Source organism: Rhodococcus sp. 05-2255-3B1, from assembly GCF_002258545.1.
Classification (GTDB): domain Bacteria; phylum Actinomycetota; class Actinomycetes; order Mycobacteriales; family Mycobacteriaceae; genus Rhodococcoides.
Genome location: NZ_NOZC01000035.1, coordinates 139,889 through 153,380 on the forward strand (window position 1 = coordinate 139,889; position 13,492 = coordinate 153,380).

The 13,492-nt window shown below is 61.4% G+C and carries 8 protein-coding genes; 4 read left to right on the forward strand and 4 right to left on the reverse strand.

Annotation, left to right across the window (positions count from 1 at the left end; all coding sequences use genetic code 11):
- Positions 1-55: 55 nt before the first annotated feature.
- Both CH249_RS20040 and CH249_RS20045 read left to right on the forward strand, forming a co-directional pair.
- Complete coding sequence (locus tag CH249_RS20040) at positions 56-439, forward strand: YciI family protein (protein WP_179273047.1); 384 nt, start codon at positions 56-58, stop codon at positions 437-439.
- A 51-nt stretch (positions 440-490) separates the two neighbouring features.
- A complete protein-coding gene (locus CH249_RS20045) occupies positions 491-4,003 on the forward strand; it encodes an indolepyruvate ferredoxin oxidoreductase family protein (protein ID WP_179272991.1) in 3,513 nt (1,170 codons plus the stop codon).
- A gap of 68 nt (positions 4,004-4,071) precedes the next feature.
- Here CH249_RS20045 and CH249_RS20050 read toward each other — a convergent pair whose 3' ends face one another.
- Positions 4,072-5,463, reverse strand: coding sequence for an FAD-binding oxidoreductase (locus CH249_RS20050; protein ID WP_094683597.1), 1,392 nt, complete (start codon positions 5,461-5,463; stop codon positions 4,072-4,074).
- Entirely contained in the window at positions 5,460-7,703 is a 2,244-nt protein-coding gene (locus CH249_RS20055) for a CoA transferase (protein WP_094648509.1), read from the reverse strand. Before CH249_RS20055 ends, CH249_RS20050 begins: the two co-directional genes overlap by 4 nt.
- 244 nt (positions 7,704-7,947) lie before the next feature.
- On the opposite strand from CH249_RS20055, the gene CH249_RS20060 reads away from it, so the two are divergent.
- Entirely contained in the window at positions 7,948-9,426 is a 1,479-nt protein-coding gene (locus CH249_RS20060; RefSeq protein WP_094683598.1) for an aldehyde dehydrogenase, read from the forward strand.
- A 48-nt stretch (positions 9,427-9,474) separates the two neighbouring features.
- Complete coding sequence (locus CH249_RS20065; RefSeq protein ID WP_094683599.1) at positions 9,475-10,587, forward strand: CaiB/BaiF CoA-transferase family protein; 1,113 nt, start codon at positions 9,475-9,477, stop codon at positions 10,585-10,587.
- Between the two features lie 80 nt (positions 10,588-10,667).
- Here CH249_RS20065 and CH249_RS20070 read toward each other — a convergent pair whose 3' ends face one another.
- Together CH249_RS20070 and CH249_RS20075 are read right to left on the reverse strand one after the other, a co-directional pair.
- Positions 10,668-11,678 (reverse strand): alcohol dehydrogenase catalytic domain-containing protein, encoded by a 1,011-nt coding sequence (locus tag CH249_RS20070; RefSeq protein WP_179272990.1) that lies wholly within the window; start codon positions 11,676-11,678, stop codon positions 10,668-10,670.
- Between the two features lie 54 nt (positions 11,679-11,732).
- Complete coding sequence (locus tag CH249_RS20075; protein ID WP_256981297.1) at positions 11,733-13,469, reverse strand: class I adenylate-forming enzyme family protein; 1,737 nt, start codon at positions 13,467-13,469, stop codon at positions 11,733-11,735.
- Positions 13,470-13,492 lie beyond the last annotated feature (23 nt).

Below are 13,492 nucleotides of genomic sequence, written 5' to 3' on the forward strand. Positions count from 1 at the left end.
TATACAATGTCGTACAGTACCGTTGCGTTCTCGAGTCGACCAGAAGGAGATTTCCTTGACGCTGTTCATAGTCACGTACGCGCACCCCGACCCAGAGGGCTGGCGACAACATCTCGCTCCACATCTGGAGTGGATAGCCGAACAAGTCAGCGAGGGAACTCTTCTGGCGTCGGGGCCGACACCGCCGGACGATGATTCGTCCCGCACTGCCGCGTTGCTGTTTCGCAGCGAGGACGAAGAAGCCCTCGATCGATTGCTTCGGACCGACCCGTACGTGATACGCGGACAGGTGGCGAATTTGACGGTAGTGCCTTGGGATCCCATCTTCGGCGTCTTCAACGACCTGTCGACCAGGGCAGGAGAATCTGCGAACGCGATCATCGAAAGCGTCGTCGATCAGTTCGGTCCTGAACATACGACTCGACCCGGGTCGAAGTAACTTGCCCAGCGCTCTCGCGCTCCGACCCATACAAGATCAGGAACTTTGACAATGCCTACCGACACCATGCGCCAGTTCTCCCTCGACGATCGCTATCTTCGCCAGGAAGGAGGTATCTACCTCACCGGAATCCAAGCTCTCGTACGCACACTTCGCGACCGTGCACTACTCGACAGTCGGCGCGGCCTGGTGTCCTCGAGCTTCGTTTCCGGGTACGAGGGCTCACCTCTGGCCGGATACGACCTCGAGATCATGCGACGACAGAAGTTCCTCGCCGACTCGCGAGTGGTGCATCGACCGGCCGTGAACGAAGAGCTGGCGGCGACATCCGTCGCCGGAAGCCAACTTGCACGACAAGCCGGTACGTTGAAAGTCGACTCCGTCACCGGATATTGGTACGGGAAAGCGCCCGGGCTCGATCGCGCCAGCGATGCCATTCGCCACGCGAACTTGATCGGGACCGATTCGAAAGGCGGCGTGGTCGCGCTCGTCGGCGACGATCCGGCAGCGAAGTCGTCCACCTATCCCTGCTCGTCCGAATCTGCTCTTGCGGATCTGTACATCCCTACGCTGTATGCGGCTGATTCCCAGGACATGCTGGACCTCGCCGTGCACTCGGTGTTTCTCTCTCGGTTCACCGGCCTGTGGTCGGCGCTGAAAGTTGCCACTGCGGTGGCAGACGGTGCCAGTACTGCAGATGTACATCCGCTTCGACTCGACCCCACCTTCGGCGAACTCGGTGCGAGCACCCATGTCCCATCGGCCAAGCTCATGGGCACAAACCTCGCGGCTCTGGAAGAGAGTCAGATCTCGACCAGATTGCCCCGAGCAGTCGAGTACGCGCGTCTGAACGACCTCAATCGTGTCGTCGTGAAAGGTGCCTCGGACCGAATCGGCATCATTGCCAGCGGCAAAACGTACCTCGATGTGCGCGATGCACTGACAATACTCGGTCTCGACGATGGGGCTCTGAACAAGTTCGGTATTCGCATTCTAAAATTGGGCATGATCTACCCACTCGATCCTCGAGTGGTCAGCGAGTTCGCCGACGGTCTCGACGAAATAATCGTGGTGGAGGAGAAGCGGTCCTTCATCGAAACGGGCGTCAAAGAGATTCTCTACGGTCGCGTGAACGCGCCCGCCATCACCGGCAAGATCGATTCCTCCGGTCTCACCCTCTTCCCTGCCAATGGTGAACTCGATGTCGACTCGGTGACCACCGGACTCGCCCGAAGGCTCGGCAAACAGTACGAGATCGAGCCGGTATCGAAGTGGCGGGACAGACCACGGAACCGCAGGATCATGCTGCCGATCATGAACCGGACGCCGTACTTCTGTTCGGGGTGCCCACACAACTCGTCGACCAAAGTCAATGAAAACACCATTGTCGGTGGCGGAATCGGTTGTCATGCAATGGTTCTGGTCATGGACGAGAGCCAGGCGGGCGACGTTCTCGGAGTCACCCAGATGGGTGGCGAGGGTGCCCAATGGATAGGGATGGCACCCTTCCTGGAAGAGGATCACTTCGTTCAGAACGTCGGTGACGGTACCTTCATGCACTCGGGAAGCCTTGCGCTTCGCGCCGCTGTCGCATCCGGAGTGAATGTCACCTACAAGATTCTGTTCAACGCCACCGTCGCCATGACCGGAGGTCAGGACCCCACCGGTGGTATGCCGCTGGATCGTTTGGTCCAGTTGCTGAAGGCCGAGGGCGTGTCGAAAATCGTCGTGACAACCGAAGATCGACGCCGAGTGAAATCCTTCAAGCTACCCAAGGACGTCGGTGTTCGCGATCGAGACGATCTCGCCGAGGTCCAACGCGAATTGGCGACGGTCAGCGGTGTGTCCGTACTTATTCACGATCAGGAATGCGCTGCTGAAAAGCGCCGTAAGCGTAAGCGTGGGACCATCGACACCCCGGCGGAACGCGTCGTCATCAACGAACGGATCTGCGAGGGCTGCGGCGACTGCGGCGCGAAGTCCAACTGCCTGTCCGTTCGACCGATTGCCACCGAGTTCGGCCGCAAGACCGAGATTCACCAGTCGTCCTGCAATCTCGACTTCTCCTGCTTGGACGGTGATTGCCCATCGTTCGTCACCGTCGTTCCGGGTGTGGCCGAACAGAAAGCACCGGTGGCCGACCTCGATGCAGGCCACCTTCCTTCACCCGAGCGCAAAGAGAAAATCGACGAATTCGACATGCGCATTATGGGCGTCGGTGGAACGGGCGTCATCACCGTGGCCCAGATTCTGGCCACTGCAGCCGTGCTGGACGGGCTCGATGTGCGGAGCCTCGATCAGACGGGTTTGGCGCAGAAAGGTGGTGCGGTGATCTCGGACATCAAGATGTCGGCGACGGCGCACGAACGCTCCAACAAAGTCGGTGCGGAATCGTGCGACCTGTATCTGGTGTGCGATTCTCTTGTCGGAACCGAACCGGGAAATCTCAAAGTGGCGTCGCGGCTGCGAACATCGGCCGTGGTCTCCACCACCGAGATCCCCACCGGTAAGATGATCGTAGACACGTTGGTGTCGTTTCCGGAGCAGTCGACCATTCGGTCGACAATCGAGAATGCCTGTGCGCGAACGTTCTACCTCGATCCAGGCACACTCGCAATCGAGCTCTTCGACGACGAGCAGTACTCCAACATGATTGCTGTCGGTGCAGCATTTCAAGCAAGCACGATGCCGTTGAGCACCGAGGCCGTGGAACAGGCGATCACCCTCAACGGTGCATCGGTCGCGGTCAATCTGCAGGCGTTTCGGCGGGGACGGCAAGCCGTTGCCGATCCGGATGCTCTGCGCCGTGATCTCGATGCTCGCACGCACAGCGCGGCTTCGAGCATCCCGATGGCGTTGTCGAATTTCGCCCTCGAGGCGATCGGCTCGATCACGCAGGAACGAACGGGTCCACTGGTCGATCTTCTGGAGGCCCGTGTCGATGATCTCGTGGCATTCCAGAACCATGACTACGCAACTCGTTACTGCACAACGATTGCGCAGGTACGCACCCTGGAGAACGCGGCCGTGTCTGGCTCGGAAGATCTGACCCGGGCCGTCGCCCGCTACCTGTACAAGCTGATGGCGTACAAGGACGAGTACGAGGTGGCGCGCCTGGCACTGGATCCACAGTTCGATGCCGAGCTTGCTGCCGGTTTCGGGCGTGGCAACAAGGCCGCCATCAGGCTGCACCCGCCCGTTCTTCGTGCCCTGGGAATGAAGAACAAACTCTCTCTCGGACGCAACTTCCGCCCGGCACTGCGAACGCTCGTCGCACTGCGACGCGTCAGAGGAACCAAGCTCGATGTGTTCGGCTACGCACACGTTCGGCGGCTCGAACGTGAACTCGTTGTCGAGTACACCGACACCGTGCTCGAGCTTGCTCGTCATCTCACCCCAGAATCGTTGGCCACTGCGGTCGCGATCGCCGAGTTGCCGGACATGGTGCGCGGATATGAAAGCATCAAGACCGACAATGTCGCGCGTTACCGAAGCGCCCGCGCAGAACTGCTCACGTCGCTCTCAACTTCCGTCCCTGCTCTGGCCGCTCTCGCCGCCGGCTGAGATGTACTTTCCGGCATCGAGCCCGCTCGCTGTGAGCAGCAAGCGGGCTCGATGCCGAAGAGATCGGATCAGAAGACTTTGCCCGGATTGAAAAGTCCGAGGGGATCCATGGCGGTTTTGATCGCGCGATGAATGTCCATCACTGGGCCGGGCAGCTCCTGCGCCAAACCGTCCTTCTTCAACAGCCCGACGCCGTGTTCACCGGTTACGGTACCCCCGAGCTCGAGCGCTTCGGTGATGATGTCGGAGAACGCGGCTTCGGCGCGGGTCCTCCCGTGTTCGTCACCGTGCCGAACCAACAGCATCGGATGAAGGTTTCCGTCGCCCGCATGGGCGACGTTCGCGATGACGGTGTCATGTCGCTGTGCGATCGCTTCGATCCTCGCCAACATGTCGGGCAACGCCATTTTCGGGACGCACACATCCTCGGTCATCACACGCCCCAACCGTTCCATCGCTGGGTACGCGAGCCGCCGCGCCTCGAACAGCGCCTCGGCTTCGTTGGGATCGGTGGACACCGCTGCCCAGGTCGCACCGGACTTCTCGAAGCACTCGAGTATCGCCTGTGCCTCCTGGTCTCCTTCGACTCCGGGAGTGTCGCTGCGGCCCAACAGGATAGCGTTTGCCTCGGTGGACAATCCCATCTTCTTCCACTCGTCGACGGCGACCAGGCATTGGCGGTCGATCAGTTCGAGCGCCGCCGGCGTCAGCCCTGAAGTCGCAATGGCAGCGACTGCGCGTCCTGCGTCGACCAGTGAATCGAAGTACCCCGCAACGGTGCGAGAGGGAGGAGGAGCCGGCAACAGCCGGACCGTCACCTCGGTGATGATGCCGAGCGTCCCCTCCGACCCCACCAGCAAACCCACCAGGTCGTACCCGGCAACGCCTTTCGCTGTTCGTCTACCGACGCTGACCACATCACCTGTACCTGTGACCATTCGAAGACTGAGAACGTAGTCACGGGTGACTCCGTATTTGACGCAGCAGATCCCGCCGGCGTTGGTCGCGACATTACCGCCGATGTTCGACCAGGCGGCACTCGCCGGGTCCGGCGGGTACCACAGACCTTGCTCGAGACATGCTCGACGTAGATCGTTGTTGATGACTCCGGGACCCACTACGGCCAGTCGCTCGTCGACGTTGATCTCTTTGATGTCGTCGAGTTTGTCCAGGACCAGCACGATGCATCCCGGTGTGGCGTTCGCGCCACCGGACAAACCCGTTCCTCCCCCACGCGGCACGATGGAAATCGAGTACTGCAGACACACTTTCACCGCCTGCTGTACTTCGAGTTCGGTGTGCGGGCGAACCACTGCCAACGGTGTCACGAACGGTGCCCACTGTGCTTCGTCGTGCGCGTAGGCGTTCATCACGTCGGCATCGTCGATGACGCGGCCGGCCGGCAGGGTTGCCGTCAGCGCATCGATCGCTTCTACGTCTCGAGCAACGTCGACGCTCATCGAAGGACACCGACTGTGTCTTCGTCAGTCTCATATGCCTGCGGTGGTGGTGGCACCGGGCAACCGAACGCAGCGAAGGCCCACGGTGAGGCTCCGACGAACAGTGGATCGTGCCCATCTCCTCGGGTAGAGGTGATCAGGCTGATGTCACCCGCCTCGGCGCGGCAGAGGTTCTCCGCATCGCGGATGTACGCCGCACCCGGTACTCCGGATCGATGGAACATCAGTGTCCATGCACGAGTGGGGAGACGACGTGTGCGATCCTCGATCCATCGTCGCAGTAAATCCCGATTCGCCGTTCGTTCGGCATTGGTGACGAATTCGATGGGGGCCGCCGAGTTCCCGTGAGGTTCCAGCACGGATTGCAGTGCGGCCCACTCGTGATCGTTCCGCACGTCGAGCGCCACCCACCCATCCTTGGTCCGGTATGCCCCTGCGGGGGCGTACTCGGCTCGCTCGCTGAGATTCGTCGGTTCCTCGGCACCCGCGAGCGCCGAGGCCATGGCGACCTGCTCGGCGAACAGTGCGGTACCGAGCATGGTGTTGGACACCGTGGTGCCATTGCCGGTGCGGGCGCTGTGAACCAATCCCGCGATCATTGCCACCGCGTTCATCGTTGACGTCAATAGATCGAGAAAGCCGTTGTAGCGCAGCACTTCCGGCGTGGATCCGCGTCCGTTCGCCGCTGCGAATCCGCTGAGCGCTTGAATGTGGCCGTCCGTTGCCCGCCGCTCGGTGAATGGTCCCTCGGTGCCGTAGCCGGTAGAGCTGAAGGTGACGATCCGAGGATTCAAGGCCACGATGTCGGCCGGGGTCAGACCGAACCTCGCCATGACACCTGGCCTGAAATTCTCGGTGATGACATCGGATTCCCTTATGGCGCTTTCGAGTGCCGCCAGGCCGTCGGCCGTCTTGAGGTCGAGAACTCGTACTCGTTTGCCGAGATTGAGCGCAGCGTAGGTGGTGCGGCGCCCGTTTTGGTCGGGTTCGACCTGCTGAATCATGTCACCGGACGGGGACTCGATCTTGACCACATCTGCACCCAGGTACGCGAGCAGCGTGGCACCCCAAGGGCCCACGCCCGCAATGCCGAGATCGATGACCTTCACGCCGGCAAGAGGCCCCCCGGCCCCCGCCGAATCGAGTGGCTCGGAACTCGTGTGTCTGCCGGATTCAACCGGTGCCGTCGCGCAAGCGCTGCGAATCGGCGTCTTGACGGCCACGCCCACTGAGTCGGTCGTTGTGTGAAAAGGCTTCAGGCACTGTACTTGCGCAACATCGGGAATGTGAGAGAGCTGGGTATACGGAACCGAGATACCCCTTGCCCGCTGGACCGCCAGACCCACGTCGTGTGCACTCATCGTCCCTATGGCAGCGTTGATCGCGTCCCGGTATCGAGTTGCATCGTCACCGAAGCCGGCAATGTCCGACGGTGTCAGATCGGTCATGTCGATGTCGAGCCCAAGCTCGCCTTCGAGCAGATCGTAGGCGGGCATCGACACGGCGCCCAGATCGAACGAGATCGGACCATCAGCGGCTCGATACGGAACTTGCACCGGTCCCGTCTCTGCGTTGCAGTGAAATCCGGTCCACGCGTCGGGACAATGTTGTGCTGCCCACGTCAACGATTTGATCGACGCGATCGATCGGGTAGCGGACACGTCGACGACGGTTCTGACTCCGGTCCGCTCTCGCGCGAACAGCGCGGCGAGGATGGCCTGGGCGGCGAACGACGCCACCGCCAGCGAGGCGACATCTGCACGTACGCTGCGGGGGGAGTCCTCCACCGAACCCAAGTACCCGCACAGGCCGGTTGTCGCCTGTATTCCGTTCTCTCCCAGTCTCGTCGTTTCCCCGAATGCGCCATCGTGGATGTCGCACAGCACCAGATCCTCACGGCTGCGAAGCCACGCGAGCGATGTCGGATCCTGATGGGACTGCGGATGGTCGAACACAGCATCCGCAGTGGCCGTTGCCGCTGTGACAGCATTCTGGTACTCGACTTCCGACCGCGTCGTCACGATCTCCTTGCCCATCGAGCAGTGGCGGTGGGCCAATGACACATCTTCGTGACGTGGCTCGAATCGGCGAAGCCAATCTCCCTGCGGAGGTTCGATCTTCACCACTCTCGCTCCTAGATCCACCAGTATTCGACCGCAGAGCGAACTTGCGAGCCCCTCTCCGAGCTCGATGATTTCGAGCCCTTCCAGCAGGCAATTGTCGGCGTGCAATTCGTTCATTTATCGGCCCGGCCTTCCATCAGCGGCGTCCACGCGGAAACGGCATGTGCCAGTCGTGTGACCCGTACCGACAAATCGGTCCGTGAAGTCAACGACGGCACTGTGTCTTGAATCACTACTAGAATGATACAATCATATAGAATCTAGCCCTCGCAACCCTGGAAGTGCCAGCTCTAACCCCGCAGAGGGTGAGCGTGTTGTCTAGTTTCTATACAACTCCCGAAAATCCCACACAGGAGGAACCATGTCCGCAACGTTCGACTCGACTGTCGAGACGGATCGCACCGCATTCTTCATCGACGGCCAGTGGGCCTCGCCGGCGTCGGACCGGTCGCACGTCGCTATCGAGGCCGCTACCGGCGATGCCTTGGGAACGGCAAGTCTCGGAACAGAATCCGATATGGACGCAGCCGTCGGCGCGGCGCGAGCAGCCTTGGACAACGGTCCATGGGGTAGAACCAGCGCTGCAGAGCGGGCCGCTGCGATGAATCGATTTGCAGACGCACTCGATGCACGTGCCGATCAGATCAGCGCCCTCGTCAGCCGCGAGAATGGAATGCCGATCGCACTGTCCTCGGCGTTCAATGGCGCAGCGCCCGCGGGACTTCTGCGGATGTACGCCGGTTGGATCACCGACTTTCCGCTCGAGGAAGTTCGGGTGAGTGCAGCCGGTTCGACGATCGTCCGGCGTGAACCTGTTGGCGTCGTCGCCGCGATCACACCGTGGAATTATCCTCAGATCCTGGCCATGACAAAGATTGCCCCCGCGCTGGCAGCCGGCTGCACGGTCGTCCTGAAGCCTTCCCCGGAAACAGCACTGGACTCCTACCTCCTTGCCGACGCCGCAGTCGAAGCGGAGCTGCCACCCGGCGTTCTGAACATCGTGCTGGCAGGCAGAGAAGTCGGAAGCTATTTGGTATCGCATCCGGGAGTCGACAAGGTCGCCTTCACCGGCTCGACTGCCGCAGGCCGAGTCATCGGAGCTGAGTGCGGTCGGCTGATCCGCCGTGTGACGCTGGAACTCGGCGGTAAGTCGGCATCCATCGTCCTCGATGACGCCGACCTCGGCACCTTCGTGCAGGGCTTGGATGGTGCGTCGTTCATGAACAACAGCCAGACATGCACCACGCAGTCCAGAATCCTCGCTCCCCGATCCCGCTACGAAGAGGTCGTCGATGCCGTCGCCGGCTACGCGTCTGCAATGACCGTCGGCAACCCCCTCGACCCCGCTGTCACCTGTGGGCCGATGGCGAGTGAGTCGCAATTGGCTCGCGTGCGGCACTTCATCGACGTGGGAATCGCCAGCGACGCTCGTCTGATCACCGGTGGCGGGACACCTCGCGGCGATGGCCGCGGTTGGTTCGTGGAGCCGACCGTGTTCGCAGACGTGCAGAACTCCGACGAGCTGGCTCGGGAGGAAGTGTTCGGTCCTGTGCTGGCGATCATTCCCTACGATGGCGACGACGAGGCGGTGAAGATCGCCAACGACAGCAACTACGGGCTTGCGGGCTCGGTGTGGACCACGGACGAAAGCCGTGGCCTCGACGTGGCCCGACGAGTACGTACCGGAACGATCGGAATCAACTACTACAGCCTCGATCTGGGTGCTCCGTTCGGGGGAATGAAAGACAGCGGTATCGGACGGGAGCTCGGTCCCGAAGCGCTGAGCAACTACCTCGAATACAAGTCGATCTTCGCCAGTTCGGCGATGGTCGGTCAGTGATGACCGACTCGACGACAATCGGACAAAACGGATGAACGGACAACGCTGATGGGCACGCTCGATGGTGTGAAGATCGTGGAGTTGGCGGGCCTCGGCCCGGTTCCCTTCGCGGCCATGATGATGGCCGACATGGGCGCGGACATCGTCAGAATCGATCCCCCGACCCAACCTCCGTCGGGGGACACCGAGGACATCGCGTGGATGGGAGACAAAGAAACCCCAATCTGGCGCGGTAGATCGGCTGTTCAACTCGACCTCAAGACCACTGGCGATCGAGAGCGCGCGATGGAACTCATAGCGAACGCCGACGTGATCCTCGAAGGATTTCGTCCGGGCGTCATGGAACGGCTGGGTATAGGACCGGACGACTGCCATGCTCGCAACGAAGGCCTGATCTACGCCCGCATGACAGGCTGGGGACAGACAGGACCGATGAAGGATGCTGCAGGCCATGACGTGAACTACTTGGCCCTCAGCGGGGTTCTCCGGTACATCGCTCGCGAGGGCGAGCGTCCGCTCCCACCACTCAACCTATTGGCCGATTTCGGGGGCGGCGGAATGCTGTTGACCGTCGGGGTGCTGTCCGCGCTGATCGAACGAAACCGATCGGGCATGGGACAAACGATCGACGCCGCGATGCTGGACGGGTCGGCACTGCTGATGACCTCGATCATGGGGTGGATGAATCGCGGTTCATGGGTCGAACCACCCGGCACCAACGTCATCGATACAGGGGCACCGTTCTACGAGGTGTACACCACCAAGGACAACCGCCACATGGCCTTCGGTTCGGTCGAGCCCAAGTTCTATCGGGAATTGGTGCAAGTGTTGGACATAGACCCCGAGGTGCTCTCACCTCAATTCGATCGATCGCGTTGGCCCGCAATGAAGCTCGTTTTTGCCAATGCGGTTGCACAACGAACCCTCGAAGAATGGACCGAAGCCTTTCAAGGGCACCAGGCCTGTGCGACAGGAGTGTTCGACATGAAAGAAGCTGCGGCACATCCGCACAACGTCGCTCGTGGTACTTTCCTCGAGATCGACGGTGTACTGCAACCGGCACCCGCTCCCCGGTTCGATCGAACGCCGAGCACGGTACAGCCGCCACGAACCGATGAAACAGTGGACACGGTGCTGTCACGGTGGTCCGAACACCGATAACGCTTCGGTGCGGGTTGCTCCGGCGAAGCAACCCGCACCGAAGCGCTTACCGTGGGAAGTGCGCCTCGATACGACCGAGGTCAGAACGGAACGAGAACAGCGCGACCGACAACGTCGGAATTCCCGATTGCTCTGTGCGCCCCGTCGGTCTGCGCCAGTGCGAACGTTCGGGTCACAGGCCGCACCGCCCCGGCGGCTACCAGATCCAGTGCCCGACGGAAGCTCGCCGTAGTGGTAGATGCGGACCCCGTGACAACCGCTTCCTTGAAGAACACAAACGCGGGATACAGCGAAATCTTCTCTCGTTCCAGTTGCCCGGTGAACACATACCGACCACGCCGGCGCAATGACCTGAAGCAGCCGTCGAAAACGTTCGCGAGTCCGACGTTGTCCAGAACCACCTCGGCACCCGCACCGCCGGTGAGTTCGAGCACCTGTTCTGCGATACCGGCAGACGCGACCACCACGTCGTCGGCACCGTATGCCGTGAGTAGGTCGGATTTGGCGGGGGAGGAGGTCACTGCAATCACCCGGGCACCGAGATGCCGTGCGATCTGCATGGCGTGCAGGCCCAGTCCACCCCCCGCGCCGGTGATCACGACTGTTTCACCCGGCTGCACACGGGCGACGTCCTCGAGCGCCTGGACACAACTTCCGACCGCGCAGGCCGAGACCGCAGCCGCAGCCATATCGACGCCGTCCGGGACCTTCATCAGGACGTCCTGTTCCAGCGCGACGTATTCGGCGTACCCGCCGTAGACGAAATTTGCTTCGGAGCAGGCCAATTCGTCTCCGGAGCGGCATTCCCGACAGGTGCGGCACGTATGATGCTGCTTGCCGGCCACGAGATCACCGGCAGTGAAACCACGGACAGCGGCGCCGGTTGCAACCACCTCTCCCGCAATTTCGTGACCGAGAACTACTCCCGCGCCCACTTTCGTCAAGCCGGCGCGGTCGGCCACGTCATGGCCGCAGACTCCGCAGGCCAACACGCGCACGACCACCTGACCGGGCGTGGGAGTCGGGTCGGCCACCGTGCGATAACTCAGCACATCCGGACCACCGTTACCGGTCATGACGACAGCATGCATGTCATCTCTCCCTTCATTTCTTCTTGGAGGCATGTTCTCGCTGGGAGGCAGATGTCAGCGCGACTGGTCGGCGGTCTGTCGACTGTCGACATGGCGCTCTCCGATCAACCGTTTGCTCACCTTGCCGGTCGCCGTCAACGGCACCTCGCCGGGTGCCATCACCACGAAGAGCCCTGGCACCTTGTAGGACGAAACGCGTTCGCGCAACCAAGACCGCAACATCGATTCTGCGCCCTCCGAGTCTCCAGCTTTCCCGCTCAGAACGACTGCGCAGCAGAGGGTTTGTTCGCTGTCCGACTCCAGGGTCCAGCCGAACGCGTAGGCTTCGTCGACCCATGGGTGGCTCTCGACGAACCCCTCCACCTCGGCGGGGGAAATGGTGATCCCGTTGATCTTGAGGACTTCTTTCAGTCTCCCGGCGAAGTGCAGGCGACCATCGTTGTCGATCCAACCCAGATCACCGGTTCTGAACCACCCGTCCGCCGAGAACGACGAAGAATTGGCGACGTCGTCGTCGAGGTAGCCTGGCGTGACACATCCTGACAGTTGGATCTCGCCCAGTAGCTGCGAGTCACCCGGCACCACCTCCATGTCGGTCACGGGATCGATGCAGCGAATCTTGTGTGTGGAGTTGATCGTGCCCTGAGTGTGCAGAACGACATCCAGAGGATCGCCGGGCTCGGTGACGTTGCAGTTCCCGTACGACTCTGTGAGTCCGTACACGCTGGAAGCGCCTGTGACGCCCAGAGTTTCGACTGCAAGGCGCTTGTCCTCCGCACTGAACCCCACCGGCCCGGTCCGCAACGAAGAGATATCGAATTTGTTGTGAGCGTCCGCGGCGACGAGGGCCCTGGTCATCGGCCCCAGCCCGTAGTACACGGTACATTTGTGGTCTTCGATGAACTGTGCCGATGCCGCGGCATCGAACCGCTCCTCCAGACACAACGGCACTCCGTGTGTCAGCGCCACCGGCAGTGCATTGACACATCCGAACCCGAAGAACATCGGAGCCGCGAACCAGATCTTGTCTTCGGGCGTCAACGTCCACCGGCGGCCCATCTGATACGGATTGGCAACCAGGCCGTCATGATTGACGACGACAACTTTCGGCTCAGCACTGCTGCCGCTGGTGAACACGTACATCGATACATCACCGGGTGACACCAGCGTCGAATGTTCCGGAGTCAGGCGCGGGAGCTGCTCGAACCCGTCGGGCAACTCACCCTTCGTCCAGAAGAATGTTCCGAGCCAGCCGTGGGAAACATCGGCTTCGAGTAGGTCGGCATCGGCCAACATCCCGCGATAGTCGGTGCCGTAGAACTCGGGTGACGCCACGATCGCCGTCAACTTCGCCTTCCGACGCGCTGTCGCGAGCTCCGCGGTTTTGTACCAGGTGTTCAGTGGCGCAGCAACGAGCCCTGCATAATTCAAGGCCAGCATCGCCGCCGTCATCTTCCAGCCGTTGGGCATCAAGATGCCCACCGCCGAACCCCTCGGCAATCCCAAAGCGTGGAACGACGCGGCCAGGCTGCGGACGCTCTCGGCGAATTCGGCAGCGGTCATGGTTCGGTCCTTGGTCACCAACAGTGTGCGACCGGGGTACGCCCCCGCATACGCGTCAAGCACTGCAGGAAGGGTCGCCGACCTCGTGAGCTCGTACGGAGTCAGCGCCTCGCTGACGTGTCCGGTGTTCATAGTCGTCATCTTTCTGAAGAGATCGGTCAACGGATCACGCGCGGGAGGCGTCGTGCCGGGCCATCGGAAATCTGCGGGAAACTTCTTGGCTCCCATACTCAGCGATTCTATATAATAAA